The organism is Deltaproteobacteria bacterium, assembly GCA_016709225.1.
GTDB lineage: Bacteria > Myxococcota_A > Polyangia > Nannocystales > Nannocystaceae > Xiheibacterium > Xiheibacterium phototrophicum.
The window spans coordinates 173,231-194,982 of sequence record JADJEE010000002.1 but is presented as its reverse complement, the minus strand read 5'-3'; the positions used below and the strand labels follow the sequence as shown (position 1 = coordinate 194,982).

Here is a 21,752-nt window from a genome sequence, read left to right as displayed (position 1 = left end):
ACCGCGCTAACGTTCTTGCGAACGATCCGGGATCAGGTCGTAGCTGACGCCGAGACCGATGAGGAACGTCAGCAGCGTGCGACGCTCCGGCGCTTCGTCGGGCAGCGTTCGCACCGAGCGGGGGCCGAGCATGAAGCCGCCCCACAGCTCGGCGGCGAGCCGCGGTCGAAGCGGCAGCCGTGCGCCCGCACTGAAGACGCCTGCGTGGTGCCCCCAGCGATCGGTTCCGATCTCGCCGGTGCCGAACGGGCGCGAGTAGTGGTTGTCGCCGAATGCACCGAGCAGGAGGTACTCCGCGCGCGCGAACACGCGGCGGCCATAGGCACCGACACCGATCGCGCCGCCGACGAGGCCGCGGTAGATGGGATCGCGGGTCGATACGTTGCCCACGAACATGCCGCGCAGGTTGGCGTACAGCGGCCGGTACAGCCGCGCGCGCAGCTCGGCCCCGAACCCGAGGCCGAAGAACGTGCCGTGGGCCTCGCACTTCACCTGCTCACTGCGACACTCCTCGTTGCCGAACGCATGCGGCCCCGCCAGCGCGCCGCCGGCGAGCACGAGCCGCGGGTAGCTTCGAGCCTTGCGGTCCTTGGCGGGGGTCGTGGATGACGCCGGTGCGGTGGTGCTCGCGCTCGCGGTGGTGCTCACGCTCGCGTCCGTGCTCGCGCTCGCGTCGGTTGCGGTGGTCGGCGACCGTGCGGCGTCGGCCGGGCCCATCGCGGCGTCGGGCTCGTGCGGTACAGCCACCGTCGAGGCCTGCGCATCACCGGGGACCGCGCGCGCGCCCTCGAACGCGCGCGGATCGTCGTCGGTCGCCGGCGGCGGTGCGTGCAGGACGAGGAGCAGGACGGCGGCGGTGAGCATCGGGCGAAGCCGCGCGGACGACGGGTCGGTCGTGCGCGCCTCCGGCATCGTGCCCCCGACCCGGGGCGCGGGGCAAAGGCTTTGGGATCCACCGCGCGGCGTCGCGGGCGGCGCGGCACGGGCGGGCTCGCACGGCGCCGCGGCCCGCATCGCGTGCCGCTATGCTCCCCGGCGTGACCACGCCCGAGCGCTTCGTCGCCGACCTCGCCGTCCACCGCACCTGCGCGATCGTGCGGGCCACCGCGCGAGAGGTGGCGGCGCAGGCGATGCAGGCGGCGATCGATGGCGGCGTGCGGATCTGCGAGTTCACGCTGTCGACCCCGGGCGCGCTCGAGCTGATCGCGGCGTTCGGCGATCGCACGACGCCAGCGGGCGAGTCGGTGATCGTCGGCGCGGGCACCGTGCTCACGCGCGCGCAGCTCGACGACGCGGTCGCTGCGGGGGCGCGCTTCGTGGTGTCGCCGGTGTTCGATCCCGACGTGATCGCGGCCGCGCGCGACGCCGGCGTGGCGGTGATCCCGGGCGTGCACACGCCGACGGAGATGCTCGCGGCCCACCGCGCGGGTGCGACCGCGCTCAAGCTGTTCCCGTCACCCGCCGGCGGGCCCGAGTGGCTGCGCGCGGTGCTGGCCCCGCTGCCATTCCTGCCGGTCGTGCCGACCCACGGCGTCACGCTCGACAACGTCGGCGAGTGGCTCGACGCTGGCGCGCTCGCGGTCGGTCTGGTCGGCGACGTGTTCCGCCCGGATTGGCTCGCGACGGGGGACTTCGCCGCGGTGCACGACCGCGTGGCGGCGATCCGGGACGTCGTGCGGTTGCGCGGGCCGGCGTCGCGCTGATGAGGCCCCGCGCTCGACGCTCGGGCGCGCTCCGACGAGCCCTCAATTGGCTGCGCGCAGCGACACCGCGACGTTCGCGGTCCCACTGCGCGCATGGACTCGAGCTCGCGAGTCCGTCCCGGGCATCCGCCCGCGACGTCAGACCGGGCGGACGTTCTCCGCGCGCGGGCCCTTGGGACCCTCGCCCTCGGTGAACGTGACCTTCTGGCCTTCGCGGAGCTGCTCGAAGCTGGTGCCCTGGACGGCCGAGTTGTGGAAGAACATGTCCTTGCCACCACCGGCGTCGATGAATCCAAAGCCCTTGTCGGTGAGTCGCTTGATCGTACCTTCAGACATTTCGTGATCTTTTCTGCCGAGAGTTCCGAAGGGACCGGCACGCCAACAGCGACGGGTCGAGCACAGACGGAGGTGTTCGACTACCCCGGGCCGGCGGCGGTGTCTACCCCGGGGGGCGTCCGTGTTCGCGCGGGCGGGTGGGCGCGAGGGCCCGCTGGGTCGTCGCCGTGGTCACCGGCTGCGGTCCCACGAAGTGACGGCATGGGGCAGTGGATGGCGCTGGAGGCCCGCGCAGACGTTGAGGCACGCCAGCTCGGCCATGCGTCGACGGGTGCCAACGGTGGCCGAGCCGATGTGCGGTAGCACCAAGACCTGGGGCATCGCGTAGAGCGGATGGCCCGGGGGCAGCGGCTCCGGATCGGTGACGTCGAGGGCCGCGCCGGCGATGTGGCCCCCCCGCAGTGCGGCCACGAGCGCGTCCTGGTCGACCACGCCGCCGCGCGAGGTGTTGATGAGCACCGCGTGCGACTGCATCGCCGCGAGCGCATCGGCGCCGATCAGGCCGCGGGTCGTGGGCGACAGCGGCACGTGCAGCGTGACCACGTCGCTACCCGCGAGCAGCTCCGAGAGCGCCACCGACTGCAGCGGCGGATCGTCCGGCGCTGCGTGGATCGGGCTGCGCGTGTGCACCAGCAGGCGCATGCCGAAGGCGTGGGCACGGCGGGCGACCGCGCGTCCGATCGCGCCGTAGCCGACGACGCCGAGCGTCGCACCCTCGAGGTCGCGGCCGAGCCAGCGGGTCGGTGACCACGTGGTCCAGGCGCCGGCTCGCGCGTCCGCGGCCGCGCCGACCAGGCCGCGCGCGTGGGCCAGCAGCAGCGCGAGCGTGAGGTCGGCACAGGCTTGCGTCAGCACGTGGGGCGTGTGCCCGACCGGGATGCCGCGGGCCGCACAGGCCGCGACGTCGATGTTGTCGACGCCGACGGCCATGTTGCTGACGACCGCGAGCCGCGGCGCGGCGGCCAGCACCGCGGCGTCGATCGGCTCGGTCAGCAACGAGAGGATCGCGTCGGCCTCGCCCAGCCGCGACCACGTGCGCTCGCACCATGCACCGCGGCCGGCCCATGGCGTGCCCGCGACGGTCGCGGGCGGCGGCGGATCGTCGGGGCCGATCACCAGCTCGCAGTGGGCCAGCGCCCGGAGCCACGCCGGCGGCAAGCTGCGGGTCACGATGACGACAGGGCGCGTCACGGCGCACCGTCGCGCGGGTCGGCCAGCACGATCACGAGGTCGCAGACGTTGGTCGAGGTCGCGCCGGTCACGAGTCGATCATCCAGGGCCGCGAGGATCGCATCGGCGTCGCTGCGCGACAACGCGTCGTCCATCGACAGGCCCGCGGCGGCGATGCGTGAGCCGGTGCGGTCGTCGACGATGGCCCCCGCCGCGCCGCTGTTGCCGTCGTCACCGTCGGTCGCAAATGCGAGCAACACCCGATCGCCGCGTCCGTCCAGCACGGTCGCGGCCCCGAGCGCGAGCTCGAGCGTGCGGCCACCCTTGCCGTCGCCACGCAGCACCGTGGTGGTCTCGCCGCCGCAGACCATCGCCTCGCCCGCGCGCAGCTCGAGCGCGGACAGGCCCAGCGCACGGCCGCACGCGAAGGCGTCGCCGGCCAGCTCTGGGCCCTCGCACGCGCGCCGCCCGACGGCGGTCAGGCTCGCGATCGCGGCCGCGACCGCGGTGCGGTTGTCGGCCAGCACCACGTGGGGCACGTCGCGCTCCGGCGCCCACGCCACGCCCGAGCCGACCACGCGCACGTCTGCGCTGGGCACGTCGACCAGCACCAGCGCGATGACATGGCAGTGGGCGGCGCGCGCCAGTCCCCCGTGCTTGAGGCGATCGAGCGCGCCACGGGCCGCGTTGAGCTCCGCGATCGGTGTGCCGCACGCCATCAGGCCCGCGATGTGCTCGCGCATCGTCGCCAGCGTCTCGCCGGGCGCCGGCACGCACGCCAACGACGACGCGCCGCCGGCGATCGCGATCAACAGGAGGTCGTCCGGCCGGCCGCGCGAGGCGATCGCCAGCAGCTCGCGTCCGGCCGACACACTGCCCGCATCCGGCAGCGGATGGCCGCCGCGCCGCACCAGCACCGTGTGCTGCATGCCCTCGTGATCGTGCTTGCCGACCGCCCACGCCGAGTGCACGTCGCCGCCCAGCGCGTCGACGAGCGCCGCGACCATGCGCGGCGCGGGCTTGCCCAGGCCGACCACGCGCACCACTGCCCCGTCGGCGCGGTGCCAGTGGTGGTCACCGACGCGGACGCCCCCGTCATCGCTCGCGACGCAGCCGCCGATCGCGAGCACGGGATCGACGGCGAGCAGCACGGCGTCGAGGGCGGCGCCGAGCTCGCTGCTCCAGCGCAGCGCCAGCGCATCAGCGCCCCGTGCACGCATCACGCCGCGTCGAACGAGCGCCCGAGCGGTCATGCGGGCGCCTGGGTCGAGCTGCACGCATGCCATCGTAACGCGAGCCGCCAGTCCGGGGCCGCCGCTTGGCGAGCGGCCGCGAATGCGCCTATCATGTCCGTTGCATGGGTAGGTCGACGCTTGATCCTTCGGTGTGGAACCTGGGTGTGCCGATGGCACTGCTGTGCGCCTGCGGACCGATCGTTCCGCTCGGCGGCACCGATACCGACAGCGCAGATGCGACCGCCGAGGGCCCGACCGACGACTCGAGTCCGAGCACGACGGTATCCACCTCGCCGAGCACGACCTCGCCCAGCACCACCGCACCGGGCTGCATCCCCGGTGACTGCCCGCCGGGCTACGACTGCATCGACGGCGTGTGCCAGTACACCGGCTACTGCGCCGACGGCTACTGCTGCTACGACACCTGCTGCGGCTTCGAGTGCGGCTGGTACTACGAGTGCTTCGACAACGTCGATTGCGCGCCGGGCCAGGCGTGCCTCTACAACCAGTGCCAGTACGTCGAGCCCGAGGCCGAGTGCGAGAGCGTCGATCTCACCTTCTTGCTGCCGATTCCCAGCTTCGGCGACGGTGTGACCGCGTTGGCGTTCGCGGACCTCGGACCCGGGCCGGGGCAGGAGCTGGTGGTGAGCGGCGTGAGCACGATCGGCATCGCCGACGCGGGCGGCGGCCTGCAGGTGATTGCGGCCGTCCCGAGCGTCACCGACGTCGCGGCCGGCGACATCGACAACGACGGCGACCTCGACATCGTGTACGCCGGCAGCGACGGTGGCAGCACCGCGCACGTGCTGCTCAACGACGGTAACGGAGGCGGCTGGGCGCCGGTGAACCTGCCCACCAACGCCGCGGGTGCGCAGATCGAGCTGGTCGACTTCGGCGGTGACGGCACCCTCGACGTGGTGCTGTTCGGCGAGCAGGACGCGACCTACGTGATGTGGAACGACGGGCTCGGCGGCTTCAGCAGCGCCGAGTACGTGTGGGACGCCACGGTCTCGTTGGTGCCCGGCGATCTCGACGGCAGCGGGCTGCCCGACGTGGCGCTGCACAGCTACGAGACCTACGCGATGCAGGACGGCCCGTTCTCGGCGTTCGAGCTGTACACCGGCGTGTATCCCTACAAGCGCGCGCTGGCGGTCGCCAACTTCGACGGCCAGGGCAGCGAGGACCTCATCGGCATCGAGTCGGTCAACGGCGTCAGCCTGGTCACGATGTGGCCGGGCTCGTTGTTCGTCGGCAACCCGTGGATGTTCACGTCGTGGCCACAGCCCATCGATGTGGTCAGCGCGGGCGACATCAACCAAGACGGCTACGCCGACGTGGTCGGCGGCGGCGAAAACGGCGTCCTCATGGTCGGCTACGGGCAGCCCTCGCCCAGCCCCGACCTGGTGGTCTGCGTGGGGCAGACCAACTCCGCCGGTGCGATCCGGATGATCGATGTCGGCGAGTTCAGCGGCGACGGCCGACTCGACGTCGCGGTCAGCGACGGCGAGTCGGCGTGGGTGCACCTGCGCTCGGGCTGAACGCCCGGCCGTCAGTCCGCCGCGCCCTCGTAGAACTTCGCGATCGCGTCGGCGTACTTGGTGTTCACGACCTTGCGCTTGACCTTCATGGTCGGCGTGAGCTCGCCGCCTTCGATCGAGAGGTCGGCGGGCAGCACCTTGATCTTCTTGATCGTCTGCACGCGGGCGAGGGTCTTGTTGATCTCGTCGACCTGGGCCTGCAGCCACGCCTCGACCTTGGGGCAGCTGGCGGCCTCGGCCATCGTCTTGGCGGGGCTACCCGACTCGCGCAGCACGTCGTCGAGGCGGGTGTCATCGATGGTCAGCAGTGCGGCGAGGAACTTCTGCCGGTCGCCGATGACCACCGCCTGCGAGACCACCGGGATGCCCTTGAGCTTGCCCTCGAGCACCTGCGGCGCGATGTTCTCGCCGCCGGCGGTGATGAGGAGGTCCTTCTTGCGATCGGTGATGCGCAGGAAGCCGTCGGCATCGAACTCGCCGATGTCGCCCGAGTGCAGCCAGCCCTCGGCGTCGATCGCCTCGGCGGTGGCGGCGGGATTCTTGAAGTAGCCCCTGAACACGTGGCGGCCGCGCATGCAGATCTCGCCGTCGTGCGCGATCTTGATCTCGGTGCCGCCCATGACCTTGCCGACCGAGCCGGTCTTGTACTTGTTGGGCAGCGAGATGGTCGCGGGCCCGGTGCACTCCGACATGCCGTAGACCTCCATGATCGGGATGCCCAGGCTGAGGAAGAACTCGAGCGTCGACTTCGAGATGGGCGCGGCCGAGGTCACGCAGATGCGGCACTGGTCGAGCCCGAGCGCATCGCGGACCTTCGAGAACACCAGCTTGTCGGCGAGCCCGAAGAGCAGCGGCTTCGACTCGCCCTTCTGATCGGCGTAGCCGCCCGCGAGGCCCTGGCCGCGGGCCCACGCCGCGAGCTTCTTCTTGAGGTTGCTGTTCTGCGCGGCCTTGGCGACCATGCCGGCCTGCATCTTCTCCCACACGCGCGGCACGCCCAGGAACATCGTCGGCCGCACCTCGCGAAGGTTGTCGCGCAGCTTGTCCATGCTCTCGGCGAACGCGGTGCACATGCCCGCGGCCATCGGCCCGTGCAGTGACACCACCTGCTCGGCGATGTGCGAGAACGGCAGGTAGCTGATCACGCGATCGCCCTCCTGAACCCCCAGCATCTCGAGCGAGGCGCTGGCGGTCCAGGTGATGTTGTCGTGGCTGATCATCACCGCCTTGGGATCGCCGGTGGTGCCCGAGGTGTAGATGTACGTGCAGACGTCGTCGGGCTTCTGGGCCTTGATGCGACGCTCGAGGTCATCGTCGGCGACGTCCTTGCCGAGCTCGAGGAACTCGGTCCAGCTGTAGACGTTGTCGTCGCCGTCGTCGCCATACATCATGACGATCGCGCGCAGGTGGGGGAGGTCCTTCCAGACCTCCTTGAACTTCGCGAGCTGCTCGCGGTTCTCGACCACCGCGACCTGGGCCTCGCTGTGGCCCGCGATGTACTTGCACTGATCGGCGGAGTTGGTGGTGTAGATGCCCGCCGGCGCGCCGCCGGCATAGATCGTGGCGACGTCGGCGATGGCCCACTGCGGACAGTTGAAGCCGATGATGGCGACGCCCTTGCCGGGCTCGAGGCCCAGCTTGATGAGGCTCTTGGCGGCCGCGCGGGCGTGGTTGCGGTACTCCGCCCAGGTCGTCGTGCGCCAGGTGCCGCCCTGCTTGTGCCGCAGTGCCGGCTTCTCGCCGTGGACCTTGGCCGTCGACTCCATCACCTGCATCACCGTGCGCTTCTCGGACATCGCTTCCACGTCTCCTCTGATCACGAACTCGAGGCCGCGACAGCGCTCGCGACGTCGTCGCGGGCGCGACGACCAACGCTGGCGCCGCTGGCCTCGCCGGGGACTTTAGCAGTGACCGACGGCGCTCGGACAACCCCGGCGCCAAAGCCCCGTCAGCATGGGGATCCTGGAGGTCGGCGCGGCGCGACGCCGCGAGGCGAGGCTGGCGTGCGGCGGTCGGGGCCGCGGCCGCGGGCCCCCGCCATCACAGTCGTTGCGGCGTGCGATCGCCGAGCAGCGCCTGCAGGCGGTGCCACAGCATGGTCCAGCGCTGGCGGTCCCGCGCCCGCAGGCCGATCGCCGCCGCGGGGTCGAACGCGAGCCGACGCACGCCGGCGGGGAACGGGTGCAGCGGCCACGGGCCCAGCCGCGCGCGCGGGTGCGAGCCGAAGCTCTCGACCGGCGGCAGCCACAGCGCGTCGAGCCCCCGGCGCTCGCGGAACACCGCCAGCGTGAGCGCGAGGATGACGTTGGTCTCGATGTCGCTCCAGTGATCGCGCGCCGCCAGCCGCGGGCGCAGCGTGCGGCGCTCGGCGCCGTCGTCGACGGTGAGCACACCGGCGTCGTAGCCGATCGCGTGCTCGCGACCACCGAGGGTCACGACGTAGTGGGTGCCGTGGCGGGGGCGGAACACCAGCAGCTCGCCGTCGGGATCGTCGGGCTCGCGCGGAAAGCCGTGCGCGGCCGCCAGCGCCAGCAGGCGTTCGATCGCGTCGGGGTCGTCGAGCGTGCCCTCGCGTTCGCGTAGATCGAGCTCGAGCAGCTCGCCCTCGGGGTGGTGGTGCTTGCGCAGCAGCTGCGCGAGCGCGAGCACGGGTTCGCGATCCGTGGGCGCGCGACGGATGGCCTGGCGGTACACCGACAACACCGTGGGATCGATCCACTCGGGTGATGGATGGGCCCGCACGAGGCAGCTGGCGATCTCGCGGATGACCTCGCTGAACTCGATGGGGTTGGCGTGCGACCAGGCCGCCCAGCCGACGTGATGCTGCAGCACGCCGCTGGCGTCGCGACTGGCGGGCTCGCCAAGCGACCGTGCCCATCACCGATGGGCCGCTGGCGAAGGCGTCGAGATCCCGGAACGGCACCGCCGCGAGCTCGACGGCGACCTCGAGTCCACCACGGATCGTCCGCGCGATTGCCCGCAGGCTGGCGCCGTCGCTGATCCGGCGCCACTCGTCGTCGGCCAGCGCGAGCAGGCGCGAAGGCACCATCGCCTCGGCCAGCGCCGCCGGATCGGGGCGGCCGTCGGGCATCGGCACGAACAGCGGGCGCCGCAGCTGCGCGAATGGTTGCTGGCCCTCGAGGCCGTCGGCGAGGGCGCGGCGCTCGTGCTCCGGCAGCTCGAGCGGGTGGCAGATGCCGATCGGGCCGCTGGGCTCGAACGGCTGCCCGCCGTGGTCGACCGGCCCACCCTGCGCATCGAGGCGAAACCACTTCACCAGCACGTCGTCGACGTAGCAGCCGAGCACGAGCGCGCCGAGGAGGGGCGCGAGCACCGGGTGACGCGCCGCGCGGTGGAGCGCGGCCGGGGTGAAGCGACGGCGCTCGACCATCGCGCGCTCGAGCGCATCGACGTGGGCGCGCACGACCATCGGCGTCCGCTCGTCGTCGACGCTGGTCGGGGCCACCAGCGCGTCGACGTGGTCGCGGGCCCAGCGACGCATCGGCTGGCTGTCGCAGGCGACCATCCGGCACAGCCACATCGGATCGGCGGCCGCGAGCGCATCGCACAGCGGCTCCGGACGGCCCGAGGCCATCGCCCGTGCGAGCACGCGCTCGCCGAGCGCGTCGTCACCCAGGCGGGTCGCCGCGCGCGTGTGATCGGGGTGGCGCAGCAGCGCCTGCGCGAGCACCTCGCGGGACTCGGGCTCGAGCGCCGCTCGCAACGGCGACCACGCCAGGTGGGGCGCAAACACGCGGGCGAAGCCGAACAGCTCCACCAACCGGCGCAGCTCGTCGTGGCCGAGCTCCTGTCCGCGCCGGGGATGCTGCAGATCGGCGCGCAATGTCACCGCCGGCAGGCGCGCGGGCAGCTGGGGGAACTCGAGCGGGTGGCACAGCAGCGGATCGTCGAGCTGCGCCGCGGCGACCGCCTCGGCCACCCCCAGCTGCGTCGCGACGCGGGCAACGGCATCGCCACCGTCGCAGTGCAGCGTGGCGATCCGCAGGGCCATCCAGGCGTCGCGCGTGCCCGCGGCCAGCAGCGACGCGGCCGCGGTCTCCGGCGCAGCACGCAACCACGCCAGCAACGCCACGGGATCGTCGCTGCGCAGGGTCGTCGCCATCGCGCGGCCGTGCTCGGCGGCCGCCGGTGCCACCGCGAGCGGCGGCAGGGCGCGGCGCGTGCCGCCGTCGACGGGCTTCACCCACGGCGGTCGCGCGAGCAGCTGCAGCGCAGCATCGAGCGAGAGGAGCGGAGCGGCCATCGCGGCCGACGCTAACAGTCCGCGGTGAAGCCCCGCAACAAGGCCCGAGGTCGGCGCGCGAGGTGGGCAGCCCTCGCGAACCGCGAGGCCCGGCGGTGGGGCGGCCCCTCGCGGACTGCGAGGCCGGCCGCGCCGCGGCGGGCCTGCTCGCTAGCGATGCGCGCGACCCATGATCGCATTGCCGTTGCGCGTGCGGCCATGGTCGTCGACGCACGAGATCGACAGGCGCGCGATGCCGACCGGCAGGCCCATGAAGCGGCGCGCGTGCAAGAAGCCCGAGCGCGCGCGACAGTGCTCGACCCGTTGGCCCCGCTCGTCGACGATGTCGGTGAAGACCGCGGCTTCACCGTCGTCGGCGAGCTCGACCTCGAACGCGAAGCGCTTGTGATCGCCGGTCACGGCCAGCAGCCAGCGGTCGGGGCCCTGCGCCTTGCTGTCGATCTCGACGTACTTCTGCGCGCGGGTCGACAGCGGGCTGCGGCGATCGGCGGCGGTGGTCTTCACCCACCACAGCCGCACGTCGGCGAAGGCGCTGGGGTTGCGCTCGGGCATCCAGGTGTCGACCACGAGATCGAACTCGGGCTTGCCGAAGTCGCGGTCGATGCGAAGCGCCTCCTGGTGGCGGATGCCGTCGGGCGCCAATGCCTCGGCGGAGATCTCTGCATACGGCAACAGCGGGGCGCCAGCGGTCGAGGTCAGCAGGGCGAGCAGGGCGGGAACGGCGGGCATGGTCGCGTCTCGGAGGGGGGCGGGGAGCGGTCGGGACCGGAGCCTTCCAAGCCCCGTGCCAGGCCGGCACGCCGGTGGGACCCTTCAACAGCACGACGGATCCCGACCCTGTCTGTTGCCGACCGCAACGCCACGATCATCCACCGTGGCGGATTGCCGACGACGGCCGTCCGAAACCCCGGCGGGGCGATGCTGCGGGATGGGTGAGGGCGGTCACGCCTGGGCCCGCGCGGGCGCGGTGCCGCGCCGGCCCAGGCTTGCTACCAGGGGCCGTGCACGGTCCTGCGATCCCCACCCGCATGCTCGGTCGCGCCGGATTGACGGTGCCGCGCATCGTCGTCGGGGCCATGGCCTATCGCGAGGGGGACGCCGCGCGCGAGCGAGTGCTGCACGCCGCGATCGAGCGCGGGCTGTTCGCGATCGACACCGCGCCGCTGTACGGCTTCGGTCGCAGCGAGTCGCAGCTCGGTCGGGTGCTCGCCGGGGTCCGCGGGCGTGTGCGGGTGCTCGACAAGGTCGGGCTGCGCTGGGATGGCGATCACGGCGAGATCCTGTTCGAGGCGATCATCGACGGCCAGCGCCGCGCGGTGCGACGCGACAGTCGCCCCCGCGCACTGCGGGCCGATGTCGAAGGCAGCCTCGCGCGGCTGGGGATCGAGCGGATCGATCTGTGCCAGATCCACCATCCCGATCCGCTGGTCCCGATCGAGGAGGCGATCGGCGAGCTGTTGGTGCTGCGACGCGAGGGCAAGATCGATGCGATCGGCGTGTCGAACTTCGACGACGACCAGCTGCGGCGGGCCCACGCGGCACTCGGTCCGGTGCCGCTGTGCAGCCACCAGCTGCCGCTGTCGCTGCTGCGTCCGGCCGCGCGGACCGACGCGGTGCCGAGCGCCCGCGCGCTCGGCTGCGGTGTGCTGGCCTACTCGCCGCTGGCCGCGGGCGCGCTCGCCGGTCGCGACCCCCGCCATGCGCCGGGACCCGACGACGATCGGCGATGGGCGGCCGAGTTCTCACCCGAGAGCCGCGCTCGCATCGTCGCCGCGACCCACCGCGCGCTGCTGCCGATCGCTGCGCGCCACGACGCCACCGTGGCCCAGGTTGCGCTGGCGTGGGTGCTGGCGCAGGACGTCGACGCGGCGATCGTCGGTGTCGGTGACGTGCGCCAGATCGACGACGCGATCGCAGCCACGCAGCTGGCGCTGTCGCAAGGCGAGTGCGAGACGCTCGCGCGATCGTTTGCGGACGTGCACTGCGTTCCGGCACCACCGCCTTCGCTGGGCCAGCGCGTGCTCGGCAAGGCGCGACGCTGGTGGTCGGCGCGGGCGGGCTACCAGCGCACCGTGTAGCGCACGCTCGACCCGGCCCGGTCGAGCTCGCAGGTGGCGGTCCCTCGCGCCATGGCGAAGTCCAGCGTCGCCGCCATCGCGCCGGTCCACGACGGCACGTAGCCGGGGTGCTCGAAGACCAACGGGTGGCAGCTCGACAGCTCGAGCACCGCGTGATGGGGGCCGCGCTCGACCATGGCCAGCTCGCCGAAGCCGCGGAACATCAGCCCGAACGCCCGCGGGCTGATGCGCAGGTAGGTGCCGGGATCGATGCCGAACAACCGGCGGGCCTGCTGCATCAGCGGCCGTAGCAGTGGGGTCTCGGCGAGGCGGCGCACGACCACCTCGCGGAAGAAACCCGTGGCGTCGGCGCCGAAGTGTTCGAACGTCGCGGTGGTGATCCAGTGCTCGTGCTCGACCGAGATCCAGTCGAGTGCCGGACAGCGCTCGATCGCCGCCAGCGATGCCGCGGGGATCCGTGCGCGTACCGACGCGGCGCTGCCGCTCGCGAAGCTCTCGAGGTGGTCCAGCGCGGCATGGGCCGCGAGCCCCCGCGAGTGCGGCATCGCCATGGACGAGCAGGATAGCGGTCGCGGCGGGGCGGGTGCGCGCGCGACCCGTCAGCGCCGTCGCGAGCCGCCAGCGGTGTCGTCCTTGGGCTCGCGCGCGTCCCCGAGCAGGGCCGCGAAGGCATCGCGTGTCTCGCCGGCGAAGCGGCGCAGCGCCTCGCGTTCGCGCCACCCGACGACCACCAGGACCACCGCCGCCAGCGACCACGCGATCGGGCGCAGCGGCGGGCGCCAGCCCGGGCTGCCCGCGGCCCGGCGCGTGCCCGCGGCGGCTGGACGCGGCCGCTCGAGCACCTCGTCGAGCGCCAGGCGCTGGACCGGCGGGGGCGCGAAGCGGGCGTCGACGTGCGGCGCGGCGGCGAGGTTGCGCGGCGCGGGTGCGGCGGGCTGGGCCACCGCGCTGGTCGCCAGCGGCACCGAGCGCGGGCCCTCGCGCGGACGGTGCGGTGCCTGCTCGTACTCGTCGCGGCACGCGAGCAGGGCCTCGCGCATCGCGGCCGCGTCGGCGAAGCGATCGGCGGGCTGCCGCGCGAGTGCGGTCGCGAGGACTGCCTCGAGGCGCGGACCCACGCTGGCCACGCGGCGTCCGGCCGGCGCGTAGCGGCCGTCGAGCAGTCGCGCCAGGGTCGCGGTGCTGTTGTGCGCCTGGTACGGCGACTCGCCCACCAACAGCGTGTAGAGCAGGGAGCCGACCGCGAACAGGTCGGCGCGCGCGCACGCGGGCTCGCCGAGCGCCTGCTCGGGCGCCATGTGAGCCGGCGTTCCGATCACGGCGCCGGTCTGCGTGAGCGAGCCGTCGTCGACCACGACCTTCGAGATGCCGAAGTCGAGCACCTTCACGACCGGCTGGCCTGCGTGATCGCGCACGAGCATGACGTTCTGCGGCTTGATGTCGCGGTGGACCACGCCGCGGCGATGCACCGCCGCGAGCGCATCGAGCACGTCGAGCACGATCGGCACCGCGCGCGCCGGCGGCATCGGCCCGCGCTGCGCCAGCAACGTCGACAACGTGGTGCCGTGCAGATACTCCATCACGACGAACGGCGCGCCGTCGTGCCAGCCCAGGTCGGTGACCTGCACGATGTTGGGGTGGCCGAACGAGCCCGCGGTCTTGGCCTCGCGGACCATTCGGGCGGCCAGGTCGGCGCGGCCGTCGTGCTCGGTCGCGAGCATCTTGATCGCGACCTGCCGCTCGAGCCCGAGGTGGGTCGCTGCGAACACCACCGCCATGCCGCCGCGACCGATGATGGCGTCGAGGCGATACTTGCCCTCGAGCACCTTGCCGGCGAGGCCCTCGATGCGCGCGGTGTCCATCGACGCATCGAACGATAGCAGACGCGTGCGACGGGCCGAGCCCGGCGCGCGCGTGGCCAGCTCGGCCCATCGCGGCCGACGTGGCCCGATCGGGCCGCCCTCGGGCCGCCGCACGCGATGGCCCGCGAGCTGCGATCCCGCGGGCTTGGATCGGCGCCGTGCTCGGCACGCGCGTTGCTCACCGGCGTCGCTCATCGTGCTCGCACGCAGCCTCACCGCAGCCCTGCAGGGCATCCATGGCTCCCTGGTCACGGTCGAGGCCGACGTGCGCCTGGGGCTGCCCGGCCTCACCATCGTCGGCCGCGCGACCGGTGCGGTGACGGAGGCGCGCGAGCGGGTGCGCAGTGCGATGGGCCACTGCGGGCACGAGCTGCGCCCGCGCAAGCAGGTCGTCAACCTCGCGCCCGCCGACGTGCGCAAGGACAGCCCGGGGATCGATCTCGCGGTCGCGGTGGCCTTGCTCGCCAGTCACGAGGTGGTGCCCGCGCCCGCGCTGTCGGACCTCGTGCTGTGGGGCGAGCTCGCGCTCGACGGGCAGGTGCGGGCGGCCGCCGGCGCGCTGGTGGTGGCCGACACCGCGCAGCGGCACGGCGCGCGCCGGCTCGTGGTCGCGGCCGCCAACGCCGACGAGGCCGCGCTCATCAGCGGTCTCGAGGTCGTCGCGGTGTCGAGCCTCGCGGAGCTGGTCGCGGCGCTGCGGGGGGATCGCGAGCTGCGGCCTCACGTGCGCGCGGCGAGCAGCGCGGCGCAGGTCGTCGGGCCCGATCTCGCCGACGTCCGCGGGCTGCCGGTGGCCCGCCTCGCGCTCGAGGTGATGATTGCCGGCGGCCACAACCTTCTGCTGCACGGTCCACCCGGCGTGGGCAAGACCATGCTCGCACGCCGGGCCGCCGCATTGATGCCGGCGCTCGACGAGGCGGCGGCGCTCGAGGTCACCAAGGTGCACGGGGTCGCGCGCGGCGTGGTCGCCAGCGAGCTCGTGCGGCGACCGCCGGTGCGGATGCCCCACCACAGCGTCAGCGTCGCCGGCATGCTCGGCGGCGGCACGCCGATCCGACCGGGTGAAGTCAGCCTCGCCCACCGCGGGTTGCTCTTCCTCGACGAGCTGCCCGAGTTCCCCCGCAGCTGCCTCGAGGGGCTGCGCGAGCCGCTCGAGGACGGCGAGGTCACCATCGTCCGCGCCAGCGGCGTGGTGCGGCTACCGGCCCGCTTCCAGCTGATGGCGGCGATGAACCCGTGCCCGTGCGGCTACCTCGGCCACCCCGAGCGCGCGTGCACGTGCCCGCCGACCGCGGTGGCGCGCTACCGTCGGCGCCTGTCGGGACCGCTGCTCGATCGCATCGACCTCGTCATCGCGGTGGCGCCGGTGTCCCTCGATGCGCTCGAGGACACGACACCGACCGAGTCGAGTGCCGAGGTCGCGGCGCGCATCGAGGAGGCGCGGGCCCGCCAGCGGGCACGGTTGGCCGCGACGCGTTGGCGCTGCAACGCGGAGGTCGTGGCGGAGGCCGGCGCGGTCGAGCAGTGCTGCCCGCTCACGACCTCGGCGCGGGGCCTGCTGCGCGAGGTGGTGCGGGCGCGACGGCTGTCGCCGCGGGCCCAGCACCGCATGCGACGGGTCGCGCAGACCCTCGCCGATCTGCACGGCGCTGCGATCGTCGGCGAGGCCGAGCTCGCCACTGCCGCCGCGCTGCGCTGCCTTCCGGAGGGTGGCTGAGCCCGAGCATCGCGCAGGCCGCTGGTCCTCGCCCACTGCGATTGCCGAGGCTCGGCGCGCCCTGCTAGCGTGCGCGGCCAGGTGAGCCCGCCGCCCGTCGTCGCGATCGTCAATCCCGCGTCCTCGAACGGCCGCACGCTGAAGCGGTGGCCGGCGCTGCAGCAGGCGCTGCACCAGCGGTTGGGGGCGATCGACATCGTGCAGACCGAGGCGCCCGGCCACGCGACGCTGCTGTGCCGGCAGGCGCTCGAGCGCGGCGCGACGCGGGTGTTGAGCGTCGGTGGCGATGGCACCAACAACGAGGTGCTGTGTGGCTTCGTCGACGAGGCCGGGCGCAATCGCTTCCCCGAGGCCGAGCTCGGCCTGGTGCCGAGCGGTACTGGCGGTGACTTCGTACGACACCTCGGCCGGCGACCGATCGCGCAGTGGCTCGACGTCCTCGGGCACGGCGAGGCCACTCGCGTCGATTACGGCGTCGCGCGCTTCCACGACGCCGCCGGCCGCGAGACGGTGCGGCCCTTCCTCAACATCGCCAGCGCCGGCATCTCGGGGCTGGTCGACTACCACGTGCGGCACTCCAACAAGCTGCTGGGCCCGACGGCCACCTATCTCGTGGGCACCCTGCGCGGCGTGATCGAGCACCGACCCAAGCGTGTGCGCCTGCGTGCCGACGACGGCCCCGTCCGCGAGATCGCGCTCGACCTCGCGGTCGTGGCCAACGGCCAGTACTTCGGTGGCGGCATGTGGATCGCACCGCGGGCGCGCTGTGCCGATGGCGAGCTCGATGCGCTGTGGACCGGCGACGGCAGCAAGCTGCGGTTCCTGGGCCTGCTCGCGAAGGTCTTTCGCGGTGGGCACGCCGACGACCCCCACGTCACGTGTGCACGGGTGCAGCGACTGTCGCTGGAGCCCTGCGAGTGCGCCGACGTCGTGTTGCTCGATCTCGACGGCGAGCAGCCCGGCCGACTGCCGGCGAGCTTCCACATCGAGCGCGCCGGGCTGCGGGTCCGCGCGGCCGGCCTACCGGGCCCGGCCCGCAGCCGCGCGTAGCGTCAGCGCGGCGGCGCGAACCACCGCAGCAGGGTGGCCAGCACCACCCGACCGACGCTCGCGAGGCTCGCGGTCGCGACGTGCTGCGCGTCGTCGTCGACGCGGTGCCATGCGACGTACTCGCGATCGATGACGAGCACGCTCGGGATGCCGGCCGCGGTGAGAAACTGGTGGTCGTCGACGATGCCGGGGCCGCTGGCGTCGGGCGAGAACGCGGGCTCGCCGAGCGCAGCGGCGGTGTCCCACAGCGCCCGTGCGAGGGCCGGGTGGAACGTCGCCGAGTTGGGCTCGATGCGCAGGCGGAGATCGGCGTCACCGACCATGTCGAGCACGATGCCGAGCTCGGCGCGGGCCAGGGTCGGGTGCAGCCCCTGGCGGATGCGCTCGGCGAGGTGGCGCGAGCCCATGCAGTAGCCACCGGCGTCGGGCCGCCCCAGCTCCTCGCCGTCGAACAGCACCACACTGACGCCCACGTCCGGCGGGAGCGCGGCCAGCAGCGGCGGTACCAGGGCGAGCACCACCGCGAGGCCGCTGGTGCCGTCGTTGGCCCCGGGGATCGGCCGCGCGTGGTTGGCGGGGTCGGGGTCCTCGTCGGCCCACGGGCGCACGTCGTAGTGGGTCGCGAGCACGAAGCGACGCGCGGCGTCGGGGTGGAAGTCGGCAACGATCTCGGTGAGCGCGTACGAGCCGGTGCCGCTGGGATCATCGGCGACGTGATCGACGCGCTCGGGCGTGACGCCCATCGCCGCGAGGGTCGCGACCAGGCGGGCGATGCTCTCGGCACGCCGCGGATCACCGAGCGCGCGCGGCTGCGCCAGCCAGTCGTCGAGGTGGGCGCGCGCGAGCTCGGCGTCGAACGCAGGCGGAGGGGTCGCCGCTGCGGTCCCCTCGAGCGCCGCGCTCGCGCGGCAGCCCGCACCCAGCAACACGAGCATCGTCGCCGCGAGGCCGGCCCGTTTCGTCCGGCTGGGCCGGCCCGCGGGCCGGCGAGCCGCGCCGGTGCGCACCGGCGCGACGACGGATCGCCAACGACCACGCGCACCTCGACGCGCCGCATGGCTTGGCACGTCGAGCGCAGTGTCGGGCGGCAACTCCACGGAGGCAACCACAATGAACACCGCTCCACCCATCGGCGCAACCAAGTCCAAGTCCGACGACCGCAAGCCCGTGCGCGAGTCCATCACCAAGGTCATCGACACCATCGTCGGTCGTTTCGGCAAGGGCGCCCTCATGGCCCTCGGCGGCGAGTCCGGCGAGGTCCAACGCTACGAAACCATCGCGACCGGGTCGATCAACCTCGATCGCGCACTCGGCATCGGCGGGCTGCCCAAGGGTCGCATCGTCGAGATCTACGGCCCGGAGTCGTCGGGCAAGACCACGCTGACGCTGCACATCGTGGCCGAGGCGCAGAAGCGCGGCATCCTGTGCGCGTTCCTCGACGCCGAGCACGCGTTCGACGTCGCCTACGCCAAGGCGCTCGGCGTCATCACCGAGGACCTGCTGGTCGCGCAGCCGGATCACGGCGAGCAGGCGCTCGAGATCGCCGACACGCTGTGCCGCACCGGTACCGTCGGCCTCATCATCGTCGACTCGGTCGCGGCGCTCATCCCCAAGGCCGAGCTCGAGGGCGACATGGGCGATCAGCACCTGGGCCTGCAAGCGCGACTCATGAGCCAGGCGATGCGCAAGATCGCCGGCGTCGCCCACCAGACCAACACCACGGTGGTCTTCATCAACCAGCTGCGGCACAAGATCGGCGTGCAGTTCGGCTCGCCGGAGACGACCACGGGTGGCAACGCGCTCAAGTACTTCGCCAGCGTCCGTCTCGACATCCGTCGCATCCAGACCGTGCGGGACGGCGAGCGGGCGGTCGCGAGTCGGACCCGCGTGAAGGTCGCGAAGAACAAGTGCGCGCCGCCGTTCACCGAGGCCGAGTTCGAGATCGCGTTCGGTCGCGGGATCGATCGCGAGGCCGAGATCCTCGACGCGGCGCTCGAGCGCGGCACGGTGGTCAAGAACGGCAGCTGGTTCGCGCACGGGGCCACGCGCATCGGTCAAGGCCGCGCGGCCGCGCTGGACTGGCTACGCGAGCACGCCAAGGAGCGCGACGAGCTGGCCCGTGACCTGCTCGCGACCGTGCTGCCGGCGAAGCCCGCCGCGGCGGCCTAGCACCGGCGCGAGCTGGCCGGTGGCAGATGCTGCGGGCGGCCCGATGTGACCGCCTTCGACACGAACATGCGCCCGGGCAGCGGGCGGCCGGGGCCGATGGGCCGTGGCCATCCCTGCCGGCGCACTCCAGGCGGCCGAAACCGGCGCAACCAGGCGCACGATCGTTCGTCGATCGCCCTTGCGATCAAGGGTCCAAGATTGGGAGACTCGCGCTCCCCCCTGCGGAGGCACGTGTGAGCAGCTACTTCGTTCTCAAGATCCAGTACGTCAACCGGCCGCCGGAGACGAGGAACATCGCCGCGCCGATGACCTCGATCGGTCGCGAGTCGGGCGACATCGTTCTCAACGATCCGCAGACCTCGGGTCGTCACGCCGAGATCTTGTTTCAGAACGGTCAGGTTCGCGTTCGCGACGTCGGCAGCACCAACGGCACGTGGTTCAACGGCCAGCGCCTGAACGAATTCGTGCTCGAGCCCGGGCAGTGGTTCCAGGCCGGTCAGACCACGCTGCAGTTGATGGCGGTGCATGGCGAGCAACCGGCCGCGCCGGCACGCACGATGATGGCGATGGGCGCACCACCGCCGGCCGCAGGCCCGGGCGCGCCGCCGCCCGCGTGGGGGCCACCGGGCAGCCCGCCCGCGCCGCGGCCCCCCGGTCCGCCGCCGGGTGCACCGCCGCCGCAATTCGGAGCGCCGCCACCGGCAGCGCAAGGCGGCGCGCCGGGCTGGGGTCCGCCGCCTGGGCCCCCGCCGGGTCCGGCCGCACCCCGTCCGCCGGGTCCCCCGATGGGCCCACCCCCCGGCATGCCGCCGCAGCAACCCGGTGGTTTTGGCCCGCCGCCTGGCCCTCCGATGGGTGGCCCGCCGATGGGTCCGCCGCCGATGGGTCCGCCGCCGGGCATGCCTCCGGGACCGCAGCCCGGAGGTTTCGGTCCGCCGCCTGGCCCTCCGATGGGTGGCCCTCCGATGGGCATGCCCCCGGGCCAGCCCGGAGGTTTTGGTCCGCCGCCGGGTCCACCGATGGGCCCGCCGCCGGGGATGCCGATGGGTGGCCCGCCGATGGGTCCGCCGCCGGGGATGCCGATGGGCGGCCCACCGATGGGTCCGCCACCGGGGATGCCGATGGGCGGTCCGCCGATGGGTCCGCCGCCGGGGATGCCGATGGGCGGTCCGCCGCCGGGGATGCCGATGGGCGGTCCGCCGATGGGTCCGCCACCGGGCATGCCGATGGGCGGCCCGCCGATGGGTCCGCCACCGGGGATGCCGATGGGCGGTCCGCCGCCCGGCCCTCCCGGCATGATGGCGCGTCCGGGCGGAGGCCCGCCGGCACCGATGGGCCCGCAGTTCGGCGCACCGGCGCCCGGTGGGTTCGGTCCCCCGGCGCCGATGATGGGCGGTGGCGGCGGTGGCGTGCGCCCCAACTTCCAAGGCACCGGTGGCGAGCTGTTCGTGACGTTCTTGGTCGGCTACCTGCTGACGCTCGTCACGGTCGGCTTCTACATGCCCTGGTTCTACTGCAAGATCACCAACTTCGTTCTGTCGAACACGACGCTCGGGCCGACCCGACGCGGTGATCTCCGGCTGGAGTTCACGGGCAAGGGCGGCGAGCTGTTCGTGACGTTCTTGGTCGGCTACCTGCTGACGGCCATCACGTTCGGCATCTACGCGCCCTGGTTCATCTGCAAGATGATCAAGTTCTTCGCGGACAACACCACGGCCACCGCCCAGGATGGCACGCGGTACCGGCTGAACTTCGAGGGCACCGGTGGCGAGCTGTTCGTCACGTTCCTCGTCGGCATGTTGCTGACGGTGATCACCCTCTACATCTACATGCCCTGGTTCATCTGCAAGCTGCGCAAGGTGATCTTCTCGCGCACGGCGATCCTCGAGAACGAGCAGCCGGTCGGCAACTTCGATTTCGAGGGCACCGGCGGCCAGCTGTTCGTGACCGTGCTGGTCGGCATGTTGCTGTGCATGGTGACCGTGTACATCTACTTCCCCTGGTTCCAGGTGAAGATGCTGAAGTTCTGGGCCGAGAACACCCGGGTCTACTTCCAGGGCAGGGCATTCGCTGGCAGCTTCACCGGCACGGGCGGCGAGTTCTTCGTGACGTTCCTGGTCGGCTACCTGCTGACGATGGTGACCGTCGGCATCTACACGCCCTGGTTCATGATCAAGATGTGGAAGTTCGACTACAACAACCACGAGTTCAACGAGATCGCCGGTGGGGCGCCTGCGGGCGCCTTCCAGCCGGGGGTGCCGGCGCGGCGCTAGCAAGCGCGGCTGAACGCGCCGCCGACCCACATCGGTGAGCGCGTCCAAGGATCCGACCAGCGCCGACGCGCTGGCCGGGCTCCGAACGAAGAGGGGAGGCCCCGAGCCCGGGGTGCTCCCCTCTGCCAATTCGGGGACCCCACGCGGGCGGCCCTGTTGGATGCCACGCCCGCACGGGTCGCCGACCCGCCCACGCACGCGGCACACCGACTCGCCCGCGGACCGCATTGCACACCGCCGCAACCACCGCGGGCGGGGGCCGCCACGGCGCCACCGGATCACGGCCCGACCACGGCCCCACCGGATCACGCCCCGATCACGGCGCCACCAGTCGCGGCCCGATCACGGCGCCACCCG

General features: G+C 72.9%; 17 protein-coding genes and 1 pseudogene. 7 read left to right on the top strand and 11 right to left on the bottom strand.

Going from position 1 to position 21,752, the window contains the following annotated elements; translation table 11 throughout:
- Positions 1 to 6 precede the first annotated feature (6 nt).
- Entirely contained in the window at positions 7 to 864 is an 858-nt protein-coding gene (locus IPH07_15000) for a hypothetical protein (protein MBK6918698.1), read from the bottom strand.
- Positions 865 to 1,037: 173 nt separating this feature from the next.
- Between IPH07_15000 and IPH07_14995 the strand changes: the two genes are divergently transcribed.
- Complete coding sequence (locus tag IPH07_14995) at positions 1,038 to 1,703, top strand: bifunctional 4-hydroxy-2-oxoglutarate aldolase/2-dehydro-3-deoxy-phosphogluconate aldolase (GenBank protein MBK6918697.1); 666 nt, start codon at positions 1,038 to 1,040, stop codon at positions 1,701 to 1,703.
- A gap of 138 nt (positions 1,704 to 1,841) precedes the next feature.
- Here IPH07_14995 and IPH07_14990 read toward each other — a convergent pair whose 3' ends face one another.
- From IPH07_14990 to IPH07_14980, 3 genes are all read right to left on the bottom strand, one after another.
- Positions 1,842 to 2,039 (bottom strand): cold shock domain-containing protein, encoded by a 198-nt coding sequence (locus IPH07_14990; GenBank protein MBK6918696.1) that lies wholly within the window; start codon positions 2,037 to 2,039, stop codon positions 1,842 to 1,844.
- Between the two features lie 171 nt (positions 2,040 to 2,210).
- A complete protein-coding gene (locus IPH07_14985) occupies positions 2,211 to 3,230 on the bottom strand; it encodes a D-glycerate dehydrogenase (GenBank protein ID MBK6918695.1) in 1,020 nt (339 codons plus the stop codon).
- Positions 3,227 to 4,486, bottom strand: a complete 1,260-nt coding sequence (locus IPH07_14980; GenBank protein ID MBK6918694.1) for a DUF4147 domain-containing protein — start codon at positions 4,484 to 4,486, stop codon at positions 3,227 to 3,229. The genes IPH07_14985 and IPH07_14980 overlap by 4 nt, the downstream gene beginning before the upstream one ends.
- An 80-nt stretch (positions 4,487 to 4,566) precedes the next feature.
- On the opposite strand from IPH07_14980, the gene IPH07_14975 reads away from it, so the two are divergent.
- On the top strand, positions 4,567 to 5,982 hold the full coding sequence (locus IPH07_14975; protein ID MBK6918693.1) for a VCBS repeat-containing protein: 1,416 nt from the start codon (positions 4,567 to 4,569) through the stop codon (positions 5,980 to 5,982).
- A gap of 11 nt (positions 5,983 to 5,993) precedes the next feature.
- On the opposite strand, the gene IPH07_14970 is transcribed toward IPH07_14975, so the two are convergent.
- From IPH07_14970 to IPH07_14955, 4 genes and pseudogenes are all read right to left on the bottom strand, one after another.
- On the bottom strand, positions 5,994 to 7,778 hold the full coding sequence (locus tag IPH07_14970) for an AMP-binding protein (GenBank protein MBK6918692.1): 1,785 nt from the start codon (positions 7,776 to 7,778) through the stop codon (positions 5,994 to 5,996).
- A 244-nt stretch (positions 7,779 to 8,022) separates the two neighbouring features.
- Positions 8,023 to 8,814 carry a hypothetical protein gene (locus IPH07_14965; protein ID MBK6918691.1) on the bottom strand — a complete coding sequence of 264 codons (792 nt, stop codon included), beginning with the start codon at positions 8,812 to 8,814 and terminating at the stop codon, positions 8,023 to 8,025.
- A gap of 244 nt (positions 8,815 to 9,058) precedes the next feature.
- A pseudogene (locus IPH07_14960) lies at positions 9,059 to 10,246 on the bottom strand (DUF4132 domain-containing protein).
- Positions 10,247 to 10,396: 150 nt separating this feature from the next.
- Positions 10,397 to 10,975, bottom strand: coding sequence for a hypothetical protein (locus IPH07_14955; GenBank protein ID MBK6918690.1), 579 nt, complete (start codon positions 10,973 to 10,975; stop codon positions 10,397 to 10,399).
- A 299-nt stretch (positions 10,976 to 11,274) separates the two neighbouring features.
- Here IPH07_14955 and IPH07_14950 point away from each other — a divergent pair, with 299 nt between their 5' ends.
- Entirely contained in the window at positions 11,275 to 12,324 is a 1,050-nt protein-coding gene (locus IPH07_14950) for an aldo/keto reductase (GenBank protein ID MBK6918689.1), read from the top strand.
- Here IPH07_14950 and IPH07_14945 read toward each other — a convergent pair.
- Positions 12,306 to 12,875, bottom strand: coding sequence for a hypothetical protein (locus IPH07_14945; protein ID MBK6918688.1), 570 nt, complete (start codon positions 12,873 to 12,875; stop codon positions 12,306 to 12,308). The genes IPH07_14950 and IPH07_14945 overlap by 19 nt on opposite strands.
- A 48-nt stretch (positions 12,876 to 12,923) precedes the next feature.
- On the bottom strand, positions 12,924 to 14,186 hold the full coding sequence (locus IPH07_14940; protein ID MBK6918687.1) for a serine/threonine protein kinase: 1,263 nt from the start codon (positions 14,184 to 14,186) through the stop codon (positions 12,924 to 12,926).
- A 196-nt stretch (positions 14,187 to 14,382) separates the two neighbouring features.
- Between IPH07_14940 and IPH07_14935 the strand changes: the two genes are divergently transcribed.
- Positions 14,383 to 15,903, top strand: a complete 1,521-nt coding sequence (locus IPH07_14935) for a YifB family Mg chelatase-like AAA ATPase (GenBank protein MBK6918686.1) — start codon at positions 14,383 to 14,385, stop codon at positions 15,901 to 15,903.
- Positions 15,904 to 15,984: 81 nt separating this feature from the next.
- Complete coding sequence (locus IPH07_14930) at positions 15,985 to 16,953, top strand: diacylglycerol kinase family lipid kinase (protein ID MBK6918685.1); 969 nt, start codon at positions 15,985 to 15,987, stop codon at positions 16,951 to 16,953.
- Positions 16,954 to 16,955: 2 nt separating this feature from the next.
- Here the strand turns inward: IPH07_14930 and IPH07_14925 are convergent, their stop codons facing one another.
- Entirely contained in the window at positions 16,956 to 17,888 is a 933-nt protein-coding gene (locus IPH07_14925; protein MBK6918684.1) for a M20/M25/M40 family metallo-hydrolase, read from the bottom strand.
- 175 nt (positions 17,889 to 18,063) lie between these two features.
- Here IPH07_14925 and recA point away from each other — a divergent pair, with 175 nt between their 5' ends.
- Together recA and IPH07_14915 are read left to right on the top strand one after the other, a co-directional pair.
- Positions 18,064 to 19,122, top strand: a complete 1,059-nt coding sequence (gene recA, locus IPH07_14920; protein ID MBK6918683.1) for a recombinase RecA — start codon at positions 18,064 to 18,066, stop codon at positions 19,120 to 19,122.
- Positions 19,123 to 19,355: 233 nt separating this feature from the next.
- The gene (locus IPH07_14915; protein ID MBK6918682.1) at positions 19,356 to 21,395 is read left to right on the top strand and encodes a DUF898 family protein; all 2,040 of its coding nucleotides are present in this window, start codon (positions 19,356 to 19,358) and stop codon (positions 21,393 to 21,395) included.
- Positions 21,396 to 21,752 lie beyond the last annotated feature (357 nt).

Excerpts from the sequence above, each read along its gene's own strand:
- IPH07_15000 (MBK6918698.1), bottom strand. The coding sequence starts at position 864 with ATGCTCACCGCCGCCGTCCTGCTCCTCGTCCTGCACGCACCGCCGCCG.
- IPH07_14990 (MBK6918696.1), bottom strand. The coding sequence starts at position 2,039 with ATGTCTGAAGGTACGATCAAGCGACTCACCGACAAGGGCTTTGGATTC.
- IPH07_14975 (MBK6918693.1), top strand. The coding sequence starts at position 4,567 with ATGGGTAGGTCGACGCTTGATCCTTCGGTGTGGAACCTGGGTGTGCCG.
- IPH07_14970 (MBK6918692.1), bottom strand. The coding sequence starts at position 7,778 with ATGTCCGAGAAGCGCACGGTGATGCAGGTGATGGAGTCGACGGCCAAG.
- IPH07_14955 (MBK6918690.1), bottom strand. The coding sequence starts at position 10,975 with ATGCCCGCCGTTCCCGCCCTGCTCGCCCTGCTGACCTCGACCGCTGGC.
- IPH07_14950 (MBK6918689.1), top strand. The coding sequence starts at position 11,275 with ATGCTCGGTCGCGCCGGATTGACGGTGCCGCGCATCGTCGTCGGGGCC.
- IPH07_14945 (MBK6918688.1), bottom strand. The coding sequence starts at position 12,875 with ATGGCGATGCCGCACTCGCGGGGGCTCGCGGCCCATGCCGCGCTGGAC.
- IPH07_14940 (MBK6918687.1), bottom strand. The coding sequence starts at position 14,186 with ATGGACACCGCGCGCATCGAGGGCCTCGCCGGCAAGGTGCTCGAGGGC.
- IPH07_14925 (MBK6918684.1), bottom strand. The coding sequence starts at position 17,888 with ATGCTCGTGTTGCTGGGTGCGGGCTGCCGCGCGAGCGCGGCGCTCGAG.
- recA (MBK6918683.1), top strand. The coding sequence starts at position 18,064 with ATGAACACCGCTCCACCCATCGGCGCAACCAAGTCCAAGTCCGACGAC.